14 protein-coding genes, 1 tRNA gene and 1 pseudogene are annotated in these 18158 nt (G+C 30.3%); 11 read left to right on the top strand and 5 right to left on the bottom strand.

The window, feature by feature from the left end:
* Positions 1-264: pseudogene (locus ACVC2P_RS12335) on the top strand (Crp/Fnr family transcriptional regulator); the annotation flags it as partial.
* A gap of 68 nt (positions 265-332) precedes the next feature.
* Positions 333-1454, top strand: coding sequence for an SMP-30/gluconolactonase/LRE family protein (locus tag ACVC2P_RS12330; RefSeq protein WP_452598772.1), 1122 nt, complete (start codon positions 333-335; stop codon positions 1452-1454).
* Between the two features lie 414 nt (positions 1455-1868).
* On the opposite strand, the gene ACVC2P_RS12325 is transcribed toward ACVC2P_RS12330, so the two are convergent.
* Positions 1869-2549: a methyltransferase domain-containing protein gene (locus tag ACVC2P_RS12325; protein WP_452598771.1), complete on the bottom strand. Its 681-nt coding sequence runs from the start codon at positions 2547-2549 to the stop codon at positions 1869-1871.
* A 188-nt stretch (positions 2550-2737) separates the two neighbouring features.
* On the opposite strand from ACVC2P_RS12325, the gene ACVC2P_RS12320 reads away from it, so the two are divergent.
* Genes ACVC2P_RS12320 through ACVC2P_RS12295 form a run of 6 tightly spaced genes read left to right on the top strand, consistent with a single transcriptional unit; the run spans position 2738 to position 9955 of the window.
* On the top strand, positions 2738-2989 hold the full coding sequence (locus ACVC2P_RS12320; protein WP_452598770.1) for a DUF2200 family protein: 252 nt from the start codon (positions 2738-2740) through the stop codon (positions 2987-2989).
* Positions 2990-3025: 36 nt separating this feature from the next.
* Positions 3026-3685, top strand: coding sequence for a hypothetical protein (locus ACVC2P_RS12315; RefSeq protein WP_452598769.1), 660 nt, complete (start codon positions 3026-3028; stop codon positions 3683-3685).
* Positions 3660-4808 (top strand): AAA family ATPase, encoded by a 1149-nt coding sequence (locus tag ACVC2P_RS12310; protein WP_452598768.1) that lies wholly within the window; start codon positions 3660-3662, stop codon positions 4806-4808. The genes ACVC2P_RS12315 and ACVC2P_RS12310 overlap by 26 nt, the downstream gene beginning before the upstream one ends.
* Complete coding sequence (locus tag ACVC2P_RS12305; RefSeq protein ID WP_452598767.1) at positions 4781-5524, top strand: hypothetical protein; 744 nt, start codon at positions 4781-4783, stop codon at positions 5522-5524. The genes ACVC2P_RS12310 and ACVC2P_RS12305 overlap by 28 nt, the downstream gene beginning before the upstream one ends.
* Positions 5525-5526: 2 nt before the next feature.
* Entirely contained in the window at positions 5527-8082 is a 2556-nt protein-coding gene (locus tag ACVC2P_RS12300; RefSeq protein ID WP_452598766.1) for a ribosomal protein L7/L12, read from the top strand.
* The gene (locus ACVC2P_RS12295) at positions 8072-9955 is read left to right on the top strand and encodes a hypothetical protein (protein WP_452598765.1); all 1884 of its coding nucleotides are present in this window, start codon (positions 8072-8074) and stop codon (positions 9953-9955) included. The genes ACVC2P_RS12300 and ACVC2P_RS12295 overlap by 11 nt, the downstream gene beginning before the upstream one ends.
* Before the next feature lie 39 nt (positions 9956-9994).
* On the opposite strand, the gene ACVC2P_RS12290 is transcribed toward ACVC2P_RS12295, so the two are convergent.
* The 4 genes from ACVC2P_RS12290 to ACVC2P_RS12275 all read right to left on the bottom strand — a co-directional run bounded on the left by ACVC2P_RS12290 (position 9995) and on the right by ACVC2P_RS12275 (position 14995).
* Positions 9995-10076: transfer RNA gene (locus tag ACVC2P_RS12290), tRNA-Tyr, on the bottom strand.
* A gap of 159 nt (positions 10077-10235) precedes the next feature.
* Positions 10236-12947 (bottom strand): carboxypeptidase-like regulatory domain-containing protein, encoded by a 2712-nt coding sequence (locus ACVC2P_RS12285; RefSeq protein WP_452598764.1) that lies wholly within the window; start codon positions 12945-12947, stop codon positions 10236-10238.
* A gap of 42 nt (positions 12948-12989) precedes the next feature.
* Complete coding sequence (locus ACVC2P_RS12280; protein ID WP_452598763.1) at positions 12990-14006, bottom strand: GLPGLI family protein; 1017 nt, start codon at positions 14004-14006, stop codon at positions 12990-12992.
* Between the two features lie 149 nt (positions 14007-14155).
* Positions 14156-14995 carry a GLPGLI family protein gene (locus tag ACVC2P_RS12275; protein WP_452598762.1) on the bottom strand — a complete coding sequence of 280 codons (840 nt, stop codon included), beginning with the start codon at positions 14993-14995 and terminating at the stop codon, positions 14156-14158.
* A 125-nt stretch (positions 14996-15120) separates the two neighbouring features.
* Here ACVC2P_RS12275 and ACVC2P_RS12270 point away from each other — a divergent pair, with 125 nt between their 5' ends.
* Genes ACVC2P_RS12270 through ACVC2P_RS12260 form a run of 3 tightly spaced genes read left to right on the top strand, consistent with a single transcriptional unit; the run spans position 15121 to position 18123 of the window.
* Positions 15121-16602: a sensor histidine kinase gene (locus ACVC2P_RS12270; RefSeq protein ID WP_452598761.1), complete on the top strand. Its 1482-nt coding sequence runs from the start codon at positions 15121-15123 to the stop codon at positions 16600-16602.
* Positions 16603-16622: 20 nt separating this feature from the next.
* Positions 16623-17312, top strand: a complete 690-nt coding sequence (locus tag ACVC2P_RS12265) for a response regulator transcription factor (protein WP_452598760.1) — start codon at positions 16623-16625, stop codon at positions 17310-17312.
* A 31-nt stretch (positions 17313-17343) separates the two neighbouring features.
* On the top strand, positions 17344-18123 hold the full coding sequence (locus tag ACVC2P_RS12260; RefSeq protein WP_452598759.1) for a hypothetical protein: 780 nt from the start codon (positions 17344-17346) through the stop codon (positions 18121-18123).
* Positions 18124-18158: the final 35 nt, after the last annotated feature.

Here is an 18158-nt window from a genome sequence, read left to right as displayed (position 1 = left end):
TCTTCACATAGCTTACATCAGTTATATAAAAACTCTTTAAAATTTGAAAAATTTGGAAGAATTTTAGCTGAAAGAAATCATCTCTGTGCTTTAGAAAGAACTTTAACAATGCAGACAAAGTCGGCAAAAAAGAAATACTTAGATTTTTTAAAAAATTACGATAAAAAAATTGTAACCAGAGCACCTCAACACCAAATTGCAAGTTTCCTTGGTATAGCCTCAGAGTCGCTAAGTAGAGTTAGAAAAGAAATTCTCATTTCATAACAAATGTCAAGAAGTAAATAATAAAACGGTTATTTCTTTGTGTTTTATAATCTTAAAAAATAAACACAATGAAAATAAAAAAGAAAATAATGTTGTCAATTATTATAATACTTACACTATTTAGTATTAGCATTTTGTACAACTCTTGGTCATTTAGTGCTGTAGCTTGGTCTCCATTGCCAGTACAAAAACAAGAAGGAGCCTTAGCAGAGAATGAATTATTAAAAACAACAGAGCGAATTAATTTAGAAGGTTGGTATGGCCCAGAAGACATTGCTGTAGATAATCAAGGAAACTTATACTGTGGAGTACATATTTCTAAAACGAACTTCACAGATGGAAGGGTTTTAAAAATTGATACCTCTGGAAACGTTTCTGTTTTTTCTAATTCAAGCTCTTGGGTTGCAGGATTACATTTTGATAGCAATCAAAACCTTATTGCTTGCGACTTAGAAAGAGGCTTAATAAGTATCGACCAAAACGGTAAAATAAAAACTTTGGCTAGCGAAGATGAAAATGGCAACAAGTTTCTAATACCTAATGATGTAGATATCGCCAAAGATGGAATAATCTATTTTACAAATACATCATCAAAACTAACCTTTAGCAATAAGCATATTTGGAAACTATTAATGGAAGCTAAACCAGATGGCGGGCTTTACAGTTATAACCCAAAAACCAAACGCGTAAAAACACTTATAGATGGAACTTATTTTGGAAATGGAGTTGCTGTATCTCAAAATGATGATTTTGTTTTAATGGTAGATTTAGCAAAATATAGGATCATTAGATATTGGCTTAAAGGGGATAAAAAAGGTACTAAAGACATTTTTTTAGATAACTTACCTGGTTTTCCAAACGGAATTTCTAGAAGATTAGATGGTAGTTTTTGGCTTGGTTTTTCTACCAAAAGAGATGAAAGCTTAGACAATATACACTCTAAACCACTAGTAAAAAAAATCGTTTACGGCCTCCCTTCTTTTTTACAACCCAAAGCAGTACCATACGGAATGTTAATGCACTTAAGTAGTACTGGTAAAATCCTAAAAACATATTACGATACATCTGGAGCGTATGTAGCAGAAGCGACCTCGGTTGAAGAGCACAATGGCTACCTTTACTTGGGTGGAGATACATCTGGGTATATTTCGAAATATAAATTAACAGAAACAAACAAAAACCTTAGGTAAATTACTTACACGACATAGTCTCTATATCAGGAGCAAATACAGTATTTAAAGAGACAGTATGTGTTCCTGATTATATTAAATTTATGGTCCAAATTCGAGTCCAGCAGATTTTAAGAAAGAAAACCTTCTACCAAAGCTTTACAAGACATTTATGCATTCTCATTATCTATAACAAATACATTAGAACATTTATCTTTCAGCGATTTATAAAAAACTAAATACCAAGCATTATTATGGTTAGCTCAAGACCAAAGTTGGCATAACGGACAAATAGCCATATTGAAAAGAATACTAATGTAAAACAAATTAATGGCCTCTTAACAGACAACTGTTAAAGTAATGCACAGCACCAACACACAGCATAAACAATTAAAATTACCCTTTAACAACAAGAAAAAACTAAAGCTAGCTAGATTAAAAAAGTTTATAATACGTAGTAACAATAGTTCCGTTATTATTATCTAAATCAATAGATAGCAACTGTTTTTGTGTTATTACTTTTAAGTTAAATGGAGGCGCTAATAAATCTAGCCCGCTATCTTTTTTTAATCTAATACCCTGTCCAGAAATAATATCTTTATTGGGTGTAAAATTTCCCTTGGGCAAATGCTCCGTTACAATAACATGCTTATAATTAACTAGTTTACGCGCAACATTTTGCACTTCCGCATTAGATAAATGCTGTAATACTTGCCTTAAAATAGCACAATCGCCTACAGGTAAATTATCTACAGCTATGTCCAAACATTGAAACTCTAAATGCGCAGCTTTAAATTTTTCTGTATTTCTCGCTATCAGGTCTGTTACTATATCTACAGCTACATATTTTTTAGTGTACTTTACTAACTCTTTTCCTACATTAAAATCACCACAGCCCAAATCGCATACTACTAAAGGCGTTTTAAAAGTGGTTAAAAATGTTTTTAAAACGTCTATATACGGGTTTACTATTTCAAGATTATGAGAGCCTTCACCAGAGTAAAAATCGAACGTTTTATGACCTCCCCATAGTTTCATTTTATATACTTGGGTCATTGCATCTTTAGTAGGCCAAGGTTTTTTTGTTTTTTTAAGTCCTTTCCCTTCAGCTTTCATACATACTTTTTTAGGGGCTATTTAAATATAGATAAACAAACGTACAAATTAAATTCTAATTCCTAAATACAGAAATTCCTGCAAAAACCTTGTACACTATTCCTTTTTGCTATCTTAGTACACAAGTGTAAATAACCATTTTTTCATGTAATTTGGTTAATAGAAAATTAAAACTTATGCCTATAAATATGAGTACAACGAGCCATCATGACGAACGCATTGCGAAAATGACATTTGCTTCTGTATATCCGCATTATGTAACAAAAGTTGAAAACAAAGGAAGAAGTATAGAAAAGCTACATCAAGTTATTGAATGGTTAACGGGATATAATAACAAAAAACTAGAAGCACTTATTAAAGACCAGGTACGTTATTTAGATAAACTTGTAGATGAATTAGCTAGAGGTCGTAAAATGGAAAAAATATTACGTGTTACCTAACATAAAACAAAACCTCCTTTATTCGAGAGCCCTACAATGTCTAAACTAAAACCAAACAACTTTTTAAAAACAATGTCTTCTTTAAGACAAGAAGAACATCTGGTTATACACGATGATGTTTTAAAAACAACAAAAAGTGAGGATGACGATGTGCTTTTATTTTTAGAGCAAGATTATGAAAACGAAAGTTTAAACTATCCCTTTACGCCTCCTAAATTTAATCCAAAAGCTGCGCTTTGGGCTAGTAAAATAGTCTACTATTCGGCTTTATTATTATTACATCGCAAAGACACAAAAAAAGATTTAACCATACTATTTCCTAATTTTGAAGGAACTATTAACGTTTCTGCTATACTCTCGGCAGATTTATGTTTACGTTTTGTACCTCAAATTAATTTTGAGCTAAAACGTATTGATGCAGAAGACCCTTTAATTCCAATTTTAGAAACTATTTTAAAGACCTGGCATTATTCTACTATACACAACGATTGCATTCCTCCAGCTATAGACTATACAACCTTTTTTAAAAATGATTGTTTAACTCAACTATATCTAAACAGAATTATTGAAAGAAAACAATTACAATGGGCAGAAATACCCTATATAAATACACTATTACACAACAGGCTTGGTTACTATAAAAACCATTTTTGGAATACTTTAAAACCAAATGAAATTAAAACAAATGAACACTAATATAGAACAATTAAAAGCTGTTTTACAACATATAAAAACAACCTTTATAGGTAAAGATGATGTTATAGATTTACTAGGTATTAGCCTTATTGCTAAAGAAAATACTTTTTTATTAGGACCTCCTGGCACTGCTAAAAGTGCCATTGTAAAAGCTCTCTCAAAAGGTATTGAAAATGGTAAAAATTTCGAGTATTTATTAACTCGTTTTACAGAGCCTAATGAACTTTTTGGGCCATTTGATATTAAAAAATTAAGAGAAGGAGAGCTTGTTACCAATATAGAAGGCATGATGCCAGAAGCCTCCATGGTATTTTTAGATGAAATTTTTAATGCTAATAGTGCTATTCTTAATAGTTTACTTATGGCGCTAAATGAAAAAATATTGCGTCGTGGTAAACAAATATTAAAACTTCCTGCTTTAATGTTTGTTGGGGCAAGTAATGTACTCCCAGAAGACGAGGCTTTAGGCGCCTTGTTTGATCGTTTTTTAGTAAGAGTAAAATGCGATTATGTAAACCCCGATTTACTAAATCAAGTACTGCTTGCTGGATGGAAATTAGAAAAAAATGATATTAAAACACCACCAACTGTTACACCAGAACTTATTACTGCCTTACAAGCTCAAGCAAAGCAAGTAAATCTTAGCCCAATTATTAACACTTACGTAGATGTAATACATAATATACGTAATACAGGTATTAATGTATCAGACAGACGCGCTGTAAAGCTTCAAAATCTTATAGCAGCAAGTGCTGTAATGTGTCATAGAGAAGAAGCCATTCTATCCGACTTATGGGTGTTAAAATACGTATGGGAAACCGAAGAGCAAATAGAAATACTTGAAGGCATCATTAATAATATTATTGAAAATGATATTACCGAAAGTTCTCACCCTCAAGCTCTATACAATAAAGCTCCAAACCCTGAAGACGTTATTAAAGAGGTTAATTTATTAAAAGAGCAATGGGCTAACGAATCATTATCTTTTGAAGAGCAGAATATTATAAAAGACAAATTACGCTATATACAGAGTAGAGCAGATTGGATTTCTAACCCAGAACAGAAACAATATATAAAAACAGAGATTGATGCATTATGGCAAAGCATTCTTCAAACCCTTTAGACTTTATAGTACTCACTACTAAAGAGTACATGCAATCATTATCGCAAATAAGGCACTTTAACAACCTTAAAGTTGCTTTTAGTGGTAATGATATTTGGATTAAAGGTTTTAGTTTAGAACAAATAAATGGCCCAGAAGTGAATACACTTCCCTATAAATCTATATTTTATATTAAGGAGCTCTTATTATTTCCTAAGGACAGTTTATTACCAAAAACAAAATTACCAACGGCATTGTTATGGTCTCCAATTGCACAAGCCTTAGTAATAGAAGAACCAAAAATTAATTATAACTTTTTTGGAATTCACGATACCATAACTCCAAAAATTGTGCCTTCGAAAAAAGAACAAAATACCTCTGCTATTTTAGCAATGCTTAATTTAAGTACAAAAGAAACAATAGAAAGTACTGCTTCGTATAGGTTTAACAACTTAAAATACACCATTATAAATACTAATGTATTATTAATTATTGGTACACCAACATTACCTATACAAGGAGATAGCTATTGGCTAGACCAAGACTTTTTATTTCCTAACGGACATCATTTAGAATACCCTATTTTAAGTTCTAATATTAATGCTAAAATAAATCCTTCCAGCTTATATTATGTATTGTGGCATAAAGACAGTAGTTATAGTTTAATTCCAAAATTAGATTGTCTCCCTTTAAGTATTAGCTCATTTAGATTGTCGTTATCTAGCACTAAAATATAACTATGTATAATTATTTTAAACCCTATAAAAACTATTTCTGGGAGTGGCAGGCTGCAAACTCAGAGACTCCTAGTCATACTAATTATGTTAGTGCCATCCCTAATGGGCAAACCATTGCTTATTTTGATTCAATTTTAAATGATTTAGAGGATTTGGTAATACAAGGAATCCCGCCATTTGGGAGCTTTTTATTAGTTTTAATTGCTAGTAGTAATACTATTCAAGACGCTACTTTTAGCAAGTTTAAAACCGATTTAATTACAGAGCATGGACAGTCTAATAAAACAATTACAAATGCTATTATAATTTTAGATTATATCTGGGATTTACCTGAACACTATAAAACTGGGGAAAACAAAACACAATTATTTCAAAATTTATTTAAAAACTGTCATAACAGATTAAGTAAAAATAAATCTAGATTGTTACTAGATAATACAAGAAAAGGACACTCTCATTACATGATGCAGCAAACAAGAGAGGCTGTAACTTATAAAACTGTAGAGGAAGACTTTAGAATTATCGCTTTGCTTGTAAGACGTTTTAAGTCTCCTCAAGATATTATTAATACCATTAATAACGTACCAGTAAATAATGAACTTGTAGAGACTATAACAATAGAAAAACGTTTATCTCCAGAAGTTGAAACCAATAAGAATCTAGTAGACCAATTAATAGAACATAAAGACACATACCAAATAGGAAGTTTAATAAAACGAATTTGGTCTGGGTTAAATATACCAATGCATAATAGTTTACCAAGCAATCAACCTTTAGGTGGTGTTTCGGACATTACCAATAAAGGAGATTTTAGTAGATTATTAATTTCTGAATTTGCTCACGACGATGATACGTTTATGTCTAGAATAGCAAATAACGAAGCTTTATATATAGAAAGAGAAACGCCTCCAGAGCATAATACTAAAGAGCGTATTTTTTTAATTGATGCTTCTTTAAAAAATTGGGGCATTCCCAAATTACTCTCTTTTGCTACAGCAATAGCTATTGCTACGCATCCTAAATCGGATTTTTCGTATCGTGTTTATAGTATTGGAGACCATTATAAAGAAGCATTTATAGGCTCCACATTACAAGTTATAGAGAGTCAACATTTTTTATCGGGTACTTTACATTGTGCCAATGGGCTTCAATCGTTTCTAGATGAGCATACCGAAATAAACGCACAGGAAGTTTTTTTACTTACCGAAGAAGACAGCTTAAATAATAGTAGTTTACAAAATGTAATTTACACTAATTACAATACTATTAACTACATTATTACGACTAAAACAGATGGTGCTATTAATTTTTATAAACATCAAAATAAAAACAGAAAACATTTTCAGCACATTGTATTACCTTATCAAGAAATATGGGAATCTCAGAAACCAAAACCTAAGCTTCAGCAACCTATAAGAAGTAACGATTTACAATTAGATCACATCTTATTAGAACCAATAGATAAGTCGAACGCTGTTGTTATTCCGTATAAAAATGAAGTATATATTATTCAAAACTCTAATCTCTATAATTTAACTTCTAAAGGCATCAATAAAGGGCTTCAACTAGTGTATGAAAGGTTTCCATATAATTATAATTACCGTTATACGATTAAAACTAATGAAAAAAAAGAACGCCTTTTAGTTTCTTTTTCTAATAGAATGCGCCAAACGCAAACATTAAACCTTAGTACTAAAGAGCTTAAAGCAAAACGTATATATAATAAAGCTTTTGATAATAATCCGGCTATTTTATATACTTCCGAAAACAATATTATTTTAACTAACAAAACCGATTTTTGGTCTATTGCAGACGATTCTAAATTATATAAACTAAATGGAGGCGCTTCTTATCATGAATCCTTATTAAAGCATCAAGAAGCTATTTCTAATTTTAGGAGACAGCTTAGAGTAGACAAAATTAATTATAACATTCTTAAAAATGTAAGCGGTATTACTATAGAGTATCAAGACTCCGAATACTTCTTTATAGAACTTTCTGGGTTTACATTAGAAGACTCAAATTTACTAGCTAAGAACAAATCTTCATATTACTATCGTACTTTCGAAAACTCAATACCGTTTAAAGCCAAAACAACACTCTATTTAAAACGAATTAGTGGCAACCCATTAAGTCTTATTAAACTCTTAAAAGTGAAGTTAAATATTTCTTTGCAGGACGCTCAAAAATTAGTTGCTAATGCGCCATCTATACTTGTAAGTGATTATAGTATTGAAAATGCTGAAACACTCAAACAAGAAATAGAAACTCTAGAGGCTATATGTTATATTAAAACAGATTATTTTGAAACTACAGATGGTAGTACGATACATGTAAAAAACGGGCAATTTATTTTTAAAAGCAGCCTAGCTACTATTCCTATGTTTTATATAACAGCCGTTTTAAATTTTAAAATTGCAATGGCTACGCATAGCGAATTTGCAGGGAATAGTTATTTTTTACCCGTAAATAATAAGCTAACAACAATTAGCTTGGATAGCTTTAAAACTAAATATATTAATCCATTTATAAGCCATATTATTACACATGAAGGTTAATATTACCCCAACTAAATCTAACACTTATTCCTTAAAAGGGATTATTATAAAAGGGCATACTCCTAACCTATGGCTTAATGCTTTGCAATTTTTAAATGTAGATTTAGTCCAAACGCCTATCTACGCTATTGCAAGTGCTAATGCAAATGAGCTGTATGGTTGCTTTGTTATGTTATCTACATTTAATGAGAGTGTAAAGCAGCTAAACGTTATTCTCTTTCAATCTATTCATGATTATATATACATCCCTGAATTCTCTAAAATAAGCCCGAAGCTTTCAAAAAAGGAAGCCGAATCTGTTTTTAATCATCCTCATATATTTCATCCAGATTTTGGTTGGGTTACATTAAACGAGCCTATTTTGTGGAATAACATATTGCAATTAGAGCAACCACAACATATAAATATTACTAAACCAGCAAAAACAATATACAGTCCACAAACTATTAAAAGCTTTCAATTAATTGCTGATGAAGAAATCGATATTATAAAAGCATTAGACTTAAAAGTTGAACCTCCAAAAAAAGAAACGCTAAATGGTTTTGACAAAGCCAAATTAAAGCTTTTTAAAACACTTTTTACATCTAAACAAAACAGTAAAGGCGGTTTTGATGTTGAGGGCAAAGGGTTATTTAAATGGCTTAATACCTCAGCTAATAGAAGCCACTCTACTAAATCCAAATGGAAAAAAGATTTCGAAAAGCTATTACTTAAAAATCAAAAAGAAACAGACAAACTACTTTCGCTATTTAAAAGCAATCCAAACTTAGCACTGTCTAGGGCACTACCTTTGGATATGCTAGGCACTTCTAGAGATGATGGTGGTGGCGTTTTTAAAGTATTTGGTTCTAAAAAAGGTGGAGGCAATTCTTTTTCTAAATTAATTTCTAAACTAGTAAAATGGGGTCTATTTTTTATAGTAGCACTTCTTGCCATAAAACTATTTAGCGGAATTACTAATAGTAGTCTATTGGGCTTGTTTACAACGCTTTTAAAAGTCATCGTTTTTACATTGGTAATTATTATAATCTTAGCTATTATTAATAGCTTTAATAGAAATACTAAAGGTGCTGACAATTCTGCTACCATAGATTCTGAACGCATGGAAGCTTTAAGGAAAGAGTATGAAAAGCTTGCAGATGAAGCTATTAAAAACAAGGATTACAAAAAAGCAGCATCTATTTATATAAAACTATTAAAAAACCACTTTAAAGCGGCTACAATTCTAGAAGAAGGAAAGTACTATCAAGAAGCAGCTCTTATACATTTAAAGTTTACTAAAAACAAAGAACTCGCTGCAAAAACTTATGAAAATGGGAAATTTTACAACAAAGCTATCCCCCTTTACACCGAACTTAATCGAAATGAAAAAGTTGGTGATTTATATAAGCTTACTAATAATAAAATGGAAGCAGATAAGCATTACCAAATTGTAATAGATAACTATTTAAAACAATCACAATACGTAAAAGCTTCTTTAGTTTACAAATATAAAATTGAAGATACTACTAAAGCTCAAGCACCTTTACTTAAAGGTTGGCGAGAAAATAATGATGCGTATAATTGTTTAAATAATTACTTTGGAAACTTCTCTAATGAAAAACTATTAAAACAAGGAATCCATTCTATCTATAAAGAAGAAACTAATAGTGCTAACATTAATACTTTTTTAAAAGCTTTAAAGCACGAATACACAAAGCATGAAACGCTTAAAGATTATGCACAACATATAGCTTTCGATGCTGTTGCAAATTACATTAAAGACAATCCTAGTATTGCCTTTGCTTTAAGCAGTTTTAATCCAGACAATAGTTTATTAAATACAGATACAAGTAAATTTGTAAAACAAGAAAAGAAAAAAAGAAGACAATAAAAAAAGTCTACACTTTTGTGTAGACTTTTTAAGTTTTAGTGGGGAGAGCAGGATTCGAACCTGCGAAGACATAGTCAGCAGATTTACAGTCTGCCCTCGTTGGCCGCTTGAGTATCTCCCCAAAACCGGATGCAAATATAACTTAGTTTTATAAGTGTACAAAATAAAAATAGCACCTTTTTTTAATAAAATTAAATACTTATTGATAATGAATTACTTAAAAACAAAAAAAAGAGTCTTTAAATAAAAGACTCTTTTCATTTTTACAAATATTAATCTCTTATAAGCTATAAATAACTCTAAAGGTTAAAAATCTAGGCTGAATAAAGTATTCTGTTGCACTTACAGAAAAAGCACCTACACTTGTATTATTTTGTGCTTTAGTGTTTAATAAGTTTGTCGCTTTTAGCTCGTACTCAAACTTACTATCTTCATTTTTTCTGTATGCTAAAGAGGCATTCCAAAACTCGTAAGTATTAATAGAAGTCTCTTCGTTTCTATAATCGTTAAACGTGTAATCTGTTTTAAATGTTAATGTTTTAAATAATAGTGCATCGAAATTTACTGAAGGTGAATGTGTAAAAAACTTAGAACTTGATGTTCCTTGATTATTATCGTTTATAGTATAACCATATCTAATATCGAAATTTGGCGCCTTTCTAAAGTTAGAACTAAACTCCAATCTGTACGATTGCGTAAAGTTTTCATTACTAGACACTCTATTATTAATTAACTGATTAAATTTAGAATAGTTAAAGTTACCATTTATAGACGCTTTTATTTTACCAAATGTACGTTGGAAACGTCCAAAAGCATTAAAGCTTTCATCTGCAAAATCTGAATTTATAGATGAACTCACATTAACAACACTTCCTGGCTGGAATAAAGAGGTGTTTCTAATTCTATCTATGTTTTTAGTGTAGGATAGTCTACCAAATACATTAGTATAGTTAAATAAATTAAAACTAAAATAGTTTAAACTAATGTTATGAGCCAAAGCACTTTCTAAATTAGGGTTTCCAGAATATAACGAGTTATAATTATTTAATACCAACCCTCTTGCTAAATTAGTTACGTCTGTAAACTGTGTTTGCATACGGTAATTAAACTGTATTGTTTCGCTCTTTTTAAGTTGTATTAACATATTAAAGTCTGGTAATACTCTAAAGAAATTATCTTTTACCTCTGTTCCGAATTGGTTATTAACTGCACTGTATGTATGTGCTGAAACTCCTGGAGTAAATGTAAAAATTCCTGTTTTAAAACGGTAGTGTGCTCCTAAATAAACATCGCTAAATGTGTATTCTGTATTATTGATATCTAAACCATCATTTGCTACTGGTGTTGGATCAAACTGTGTACCATCATCTAAAAATTGAAAAATTCCTGTATTAAATTTTTGTTTACTATAAATAGTTCCTAAGGTAAAGTTGATATTACTTTTTGGTGTTAATACATTCCAATAATCTAGCTTAGCATCTACTTGATTAGATTTTACACGTTTTTCTTGTGCTATGTTATAGTTAGATTGATCTTCGTCTAAACCTAAACCTGCTGCTGTAACTCCATAGTTAGTTTTATCTTCTAAAATGGCATTATAGAATGGGTCTTCGTCCGAAATTTTATGCAATCCTTCAAAAGCAAAAATATTATTATCATTTAATGTATAATAATAGTTTAAGCTTTGGTTTAAACTAAATGGTTTTGCTGTTTCAATTTGATCTATGTTTCCTATTACTGAGGATAAAAAGTTTTGATTTTGGGTTTCTTTAGATAGTTTTCCTAAAATATCATAGTCTAATTGATTATTTGCATTTGGTTGATATCTTGCATTAAGTTTTACTAACCCTTGGTCGCTGCTCTGCCTTGTATTACTTGCCGTATTTTCATCAGGAATGTTTAAATCTGAATCTGTATACTCTACATTTCTATTTTCTTGAAGTCTTGTTCTACTACTTGTAAATATAGCAAAACCACCTACATCTAATGCTTTGTTAGGAGAGACATTAAAGTTAGCTGCTCCAAATTTGGTATTAATATCTTTTGCTCTGTTATTTTGAAGGCTTGCAAAATTTAAACTACTGTTTCCTATATTAATATTAGTGCCACTACTTTGGCTAGGTGCTCTAAAACCACCGCTAAAATTAAAGAAATCTCTACGTGTAAAGGCTAGTTCTCCAATATTATTTAAGTCTCCTATAAAGTTGATACTTTTCTCTGGGCTATAATAGAATAACTTTGGTTGCGCTATATATAGTTCATTATCTTCAGATTTCCCTCCTCCAACTGTAACATCTCCAAACCAAAAGTTCTTTTTACCTTCTTTTAATTTTATATTTATTGCAACATTATCTTGGTTATTTTGTACACCTTTTAATTGCCCTACTTCAGAAAAATTCTTTAAAACCTGTACTTTGTCTACAGCATTTGCGGGTATATTTTTTGTTGCTAATTTAGAGTCTCCATCAAAAAACTCTTTACCTTCTACTAAAACTTTAGAGACGACCTTACCTTCTACTTCTATTTGTCCATCTGTATTTATTTCGACGCCTGGTAATTTTTCTAATACGTCTTCTAGTTTTCGCTCTGTTCCATTTTTAAAGGAATCTGCATTATATACTAAAGTATCGCCTTTAATAGTTACAGGCATTTCGTACGTTAATTCTATCTCATCTAGTGTTGTATCGTTTTGTAAAATAAAATTCTTATCTATAGCTGCCTCTTTAGTTTCTATTAATTCTTCTTTAGTTTTCATACCAATATAACTTATCTGTAGTTTGTATTTGGTATTTTTCTCTAACGACAATTTATATTTCCCCTGTTCGTTAGTAATGCCATAAGAGTCTAGAATATTTGTTGTTTGGTTTATTGCAACAACATTGGCTAACTCTAAAGGTTCTCCAATACTATCTTTTACTACACCTTCAAGCCTAACCTGGGCAATAGTTGTGCTAGTCGCTATTAAAAGCAACACTAAAATAATTTTTTTCATCTATATAAATTGGTTTGTTTTTTAGTAATAAAAAGAAAATTATTAGCGATGTCTCCCTCCTTTGCCACGGTTTCTACCACCGTACATTTCTCGCATTTCTTCCATTTTTTTCTTAATAATATCGTTGTATTCTTTTTTTGTTACTTCTTTCCCTTTAGTTGGTTTTTTAATTTCAGATTTCTCTGCTGGATTCATTACTATTTTAGAACACAATAAGGTTGTACGCCCTGCATTAACTTCTAATATTAAACCTGGAAGCCCCCAATACTCACCTGGACCTTGATTTACTGGAATTTGCATAGTGTACCAAGCTGTTACTTCTATTTCTTTAGGCACTTCTATTTCAGACATAAAATCTTTAGTTTTATTCTCTGCATCTGTAGTTGTTCCAGCTGTTTTCTCTGTCTTTTCTGTAACTGCTTTATCGTCCTCTTTTATAGTGTTGTCTTTAGCTTTCTCCATGCTTCCACTAGCTGCTACACTTCTATTTCCTTTTTTCTCTGCCTTATCCTTTTCGTCTTTCTTGTCTTCATCTTTTTTACGCTTTCTACGCATATTCATAAAATCCATTTCATCTACCTTTTTCATAGCAGTAGCTTTCATACACATGTACTGACCAATTTGCTTAGTCTCTCCTGTCATTTTCCATTCTAATTTTTGTAAGTCTTCTTTAATTAAAAATTGCTTTCCAAAAAACTCTTGATCTTGCAAAAACTGATTGTCTTTTACATTTTTATATTGTGCTCCTGCAGTAAAACTCCCCATCATTCTTCCAAACCCTCCTCTACCTCCTGGGGCTGCTAATTTCTCTTCTTCTTTATATAGAGACTCAGTTTTGTTAAAGGTTAAAATGAATGTTTTTTCAAACATGCTCTTCATTCTTTCCATTATCATTTTTTTACGCTCTGGGCTCATTTTTCGCCCTCCCCAACCATCTAAATCCATTGTTGTTTTAGATTGGTATGTTGCTATGCCTTGAAAACTATCTTGTGCGTATGTAAATGTTGATGCAAAAAGTGCTAAACAAGCAATTAGCGTTTTGGTAGATTTAAATCTCATTGTATTAAGTATTAGATTGAGTCTTAGTTTCTTATTTCTTCAAAAATACGATTATATAATAACCGTTAGACTCTTTTAGACTTAATATGTTACAGAGCGTTTAATTTTAATACGTTAAAATATTCTTAATTTTTTAAGAAATGTATTTGCTAGCCTCCAATACTAATGCTAAAATTATTTCCATCTCTATCTTTTCTTGAGAACTGTTCGTTCATTTCTTTAATTTTTTTATCTATAATAGCATCGTACTTTTCCTGTGTTATTTCTTTACCTTTTTTAGGCTCTACAATCTCTATTTTCTTTTTAGGGTTTAGCACTATTTTACTACAAATTAAAGTCTCTCTTCCATTATTAACTTCTAAGATTAAGCCTGGCAAACCATAGTAATTTCCTGGTCCGTTATTTACTGGTATTTGGGTTGTATACCATGCTGTTGTTATATATTCTTCCATTTCTGGAGCTTCGTTTTCATCTTCTTTTTCGCTTTCATTTCCATTAAAACTAAAGCTTGTTTTTATAACTTCTCTTTCTCTTTTTAAGGTTGCTTTATAACATGTGTATTCTCCAATATTTTTAGTTTCTCCTGTTAATTTCCAATCGAACGTTTTTAATGAGTCTTTTATTAAAAAAAGCTTACTAAACGATTCATTTTGGTTAACAAAACGTTTTTCCTTTGTGTTTTTATACAATACGTCAGACCCACCAGTATTAATCATAACAACTTGCATCCCTGATGGCTGAGGCGCACTTAATTGCTCATCTTCTTTATATATTGAAGCTTCTTTATTAAAGGTTAATATGTAAGTTTTCTCAAACTGTTTTTTAAGTTGAGCCATTACCATCTCTTTCATTCCAGAATCTACTTGTGTGCTATCTAATTTAATATCTAACTTTCTATGCGATTTGTAAGTGGCTACTCCTTGAAAATCTTGAGCTAAAAGAGTACCGGATAGTAATACTGTAAATATTATTAATACTGTTTGTTTCATTGTTTTTATTATTTAATTATTATTACACTACAAAGGTGTCAATATTAGCTTATGTTTTTAGTTAACCAGTGTTAACGTGTGTTAAGCATCTGGTTTTCTTTACTTTTAACACTTACTTTTGACCTATGAATAGTAAAAAACTAAAATGGATTCTGTATGTAATATTATTTGTTATTGCTGGTACAATAAGTATTCAGGTGTATTGGAACTACAAAAACTACTTAACAAATAAACAACAGCTTATTAATGATGTACAAGTAAGCTTGGACAATGCTGTAGATGGATATTTTGAAAACTTGGCAAAACAACAAACACGCCATTTTTTCTCGCGTAACAGTATCTACTCTAGCGGTCCTATATATAACTACTCTTCTTTAGATGTATTAATTAATGAATTAGAAAACACAAACTTAGATTCTGTAGCCTCCCTAAATGTTAACGAAAGTATACAGGTTTATAAAACTAAGCATAACGATTCCATTTTTACAAAAATTAGGCATGGCCATTTTAACCCTTTTGAAAAAGACTCTCTTTGGAGTAATGTTCAAGATTCATTAAATAATAAATTTGAAGAATTAACATCTAAAGTTGTTATTTCTATTACTAGTGATTCTTTACAATTAAAAAATATAGATTCGTTGTTAAAAATAGAGTTTCAACGTAAAAATTTAAACTTAAATTATGGATTGAGTTTTAAATCTCCAGTTAGTAGCACACAGTTTTTTAACACCAATGCTATAGATTCTTCTGCCTTAAAAACGACTTCAAAATCTATGTTTTTACCAGAATATAGTAACCTAAGTGTTTATTTTAGTAATGAAACAAAAATCATTTTAAAACGTATTCTTTCTGGTATTTTAATTTCTATTTTACTTGTTCTTGCGGTTATTAGCTGCTTAATATATATGTTAAAAATTATTAGGCATCAAAAAGAACTTGCCGAAGTAAAAAACGATCTTATAAGTAATATTACGCATGAGTTTAAAACGCCAATAGCGACTATTAGTGTTGCCCTAGAGGGTATTAAAAACTTTAATGTAATAGATGACAAGGCTAAAACAAAATCATATTTAAACTTATCTACCAACCAACTTTCTAAGCTAACACTTATGGTAGAAAAATTGTTAGAGACCGCTTCTTTAGATAGTGATAGTTTAGAATTAAAAAAAGAGAGTGTAGATATTGTAAATGTATTACAATTAATAGTAGATAAACATAAAATACAGGTAAAAGATAAGACTATTAACTTTAAAACCTCATCAAAAATTATACTAACTAATGTAGACCTTTTTCATTTTGAAAATGCTATTAATAATATCATTGATAACGCTATTAAGTATGGAGGCAATATAATTTCTGCAACACTTATTGAAAAAGAAAATACTATAGATATATTAATTAGTGATAATGGTAATACATTAACTCAAGCTAATGTAAATCAGATTTTCGAAAAGTTTTACCGTGTACCTAAAGGTAATACGCATGATATTAAGGGCTTTGGAATTGGGCTATACTATACTAAAAAAATTATTGAAAAACATGAAGGTACAATTTCTGTTATTCTAAAAAACAATACCACTTTTAAAATAGTCATCCCTAAAATTTAAATGCAGCAATTTTCATTATTATGAATACACAACAAAAAACAACCATATTATTAGCTGAGGACGAACCAGCTTTAGGGCAGATCATTAAAGAAAGTTTAGAGACTAGGCATTTTAATGTATTGCTCTGTGAGGATGGAGAAAAGGCACTTACCACGTATAAAAATGAACAGCCAGAATTACTTGTTCTAGATGTTATGATGCCCAAAAAAGATGGGTTTACACTTGCTAAAGATGTAAGAGCTATAGATAACAGTATTCCTATTATTTTTTTAACCGCAAAATCGCAAACACAAGATGTTGTAGAAGGTTTTACCATTGGTGGTAACGATTACTTAAAAAAACCTTTTAGTATGGAAGAGTTAATTGTACGTATAAATAATTTATTGCAACGAACAACTATTCAAAAAACATCTGAAATACTTAAAATAAGCGATTATACTTTCGATTTCCCGAAACAAACCCTACAGTATAAAGCCGAAACCGTAAACCAATTAACGCACAGGGAAGCTCATTTACTATTTCATTTAATAAAAAATAAAAATCAGGTATTAGATCGTTCTCTTATATTAACTAAGCTTTGGGGAAACGATGATTTTTTTAGTGCTAGAAGTATGGATGTATTTATTAGCAAGCTTAGAAAAAAGCTAAAACAAGACGATACGATACAAATAATTAACGTGCGCGGGTTTGGTTACAAATTAGTGTATTAAAATTGGTTTAGTTTTTGTAATTTGCTTTACAATGAAAATTACATACTACCTATTACTGTTTGTCTCTTATTTTGCTATTGGCCAAGAGACACTAACTACAACAATACTAGATAAAACTCCGTTTAACGGAGACAATGTTGTTAGTATAGATAATTTTAAAACGTTGTTTTATACTAAAGACAATACATTTATTGCACAAAAAGCACAAGGAAACTTAAAATACAGCAACATACAATTAGGGACGATTACTACTGTAAACACATTTAATCCTTTAAAAATAAATATTTTCTATAAGGCTTTTAATACTGTTATTATACTAGATAATAGATTAGCCGAAATTTATAGATTAGATTTTAATACTGTTATGCCTTATAAAAACGTTTCTCATGTTTCTACTGGAAGCGATAATACTTTATGGTTATTTAATCAAGACTTACAAATTTTAGAGTTATTCGATTATAAAATTAACAAAACAAGGGCTGTAACATTGCCTGTAAAAAGTAAAGTGCTAGATATGGTAAGTAATTATAATAATTGCTGGCTACTTACAGAAAACTATTTGTATGCTTATAATTACTTTGGTAGTTTACTTTATAAAATAGAGAATAAAGGGTTTACTGCTCTAAAAGAAAACAATGACAATTTAATTTTACAAAAAGAAAACGCGTTATTTTATCTTAATAAAGAGACGAATACTATTAACCCTATTGCAATTCCTAATTTATTAATAAAACAGTTTTTTGTAACCAACGAAATCCTGTATATTTACGCCGATGAATTTCTTCATCGTTACCAACTAAAAAAGAAATAAATATGCACGTTGCCATTGCCGGAAACATAGGAGCA

Source organism: Pontimicrobium sp. MEBiC01747, from assembly GCF_053601635.1.
Note: the sequence above shows the minus strand (reverse complement) of the source record. Positions and strands in the feature narration are given on the sequence as shown.

What these genes read in the sequence shown, in the direction of transcription:
- ACVC2P_RS12260 (WP_452598759.1), top strand. Translation starts at nt 17,344, where the DNA reads ATGAAAATTACATACTACCTATTACTGTTTGTCTCTTATTTTGCTATT.
- ACVC2P_RS12275 (WP_452598762.1), bottom strand. Translation starts at nt 14,995, where the DNA reads ATGAAACAAACAGTATTAATAATATTTACAGTATTACTATCCGGTACT.
- ACVC2P_RS12310 (WP_452598768.1), top strand. Translation starts at nt 3,660, where the DNA reads ATGAAATTAAAACAAATGAACACTAATATAGAACAATTAAAAGCTGTT.
- ACVC2P_RS12295 (WP_452598765.1), top strand. Translation starts at nt 8,072, where the DNA reads ATGAAGGTTAATATTACCCCAACTAAATCTAACACTTATTCCTTAAAA.
- ACVC2P_RS12285 (WP_452598764.1), bottom strand. Translation starts at nt 12,947, where the DNA reads ATGAAAAAAATTATTTTAGTGTTGCTTTTAATAGCGACTAGCACAACT.
- ACVC2P_RS12325 (WP_452598771.1), bottom strand. Translation starts at nt 2,549, where the DNA reads ATGAAAGCTGAAGGGAAAGGACTTAAAAAAACAAAAAAACCTTGGCCT.
- ACVC2P_RS12270 (WP_452598761.1), top strand. Translation starts at nt 15,121, where the DNA reads ATGAATAGTAAAAAACTAAAATGGATTCTGTATGTAATATTATTTGTT.
- ACVC2P_RS12265 (WP_452598760.1), top strand. Translation starts at nt 16,623, where the DNA reads ATGAATACACAACAAAAAACAACCATATTATTAGCTGAGGACGAACCA.
- ACVC2P_RS12330 (WP_452598772.1), top strand. Translation starts at nt 333, where the DNA reads ATGAAAATAAAAAAGAAAATAATGTTGTCAATTATTATAATACTTACA.
- ACVC2P_RS12315 (WP_452598769.1), top strand. Translation starts at nt 3,026, where the DNA reads ATGTCTAAACTAAAACCAAACAACTTTTTAAAAACAATGTCTTCTTTA.
- ACVC2P_RS12305 (WP_452598767.1), top strand. Translation starts at nt 4,781, where the DNA reads ATGGCAAAGCATTCTTCAAACCCTTTAGACTTTATAGTACTCACTACT.
- ACVC2P_RS12280 (WP_452598763.1), bottom strand. Translation starts at nt 14,006, where the DNA reads ATGAGATTTAAATCTACCAAAACGCTAATTGCTTGTTTAGCACTTTTT.
- ACVC2P_RS12320 (WP_452598770.1), top strand. Translation starts at nt 2,738, where the DNA reads ATGAGTACAACGAGCCATCATGACGAACGCATTGCGAAAATGACATTT.
- ACVC2P_RS12300 (WP_452598766.1), top strand. Translation starts at nt 5,527, where the DNA reads ATGTATAATTATTTTAAACCCTATAAAAACTATTTCTGGGAGTGGCAG.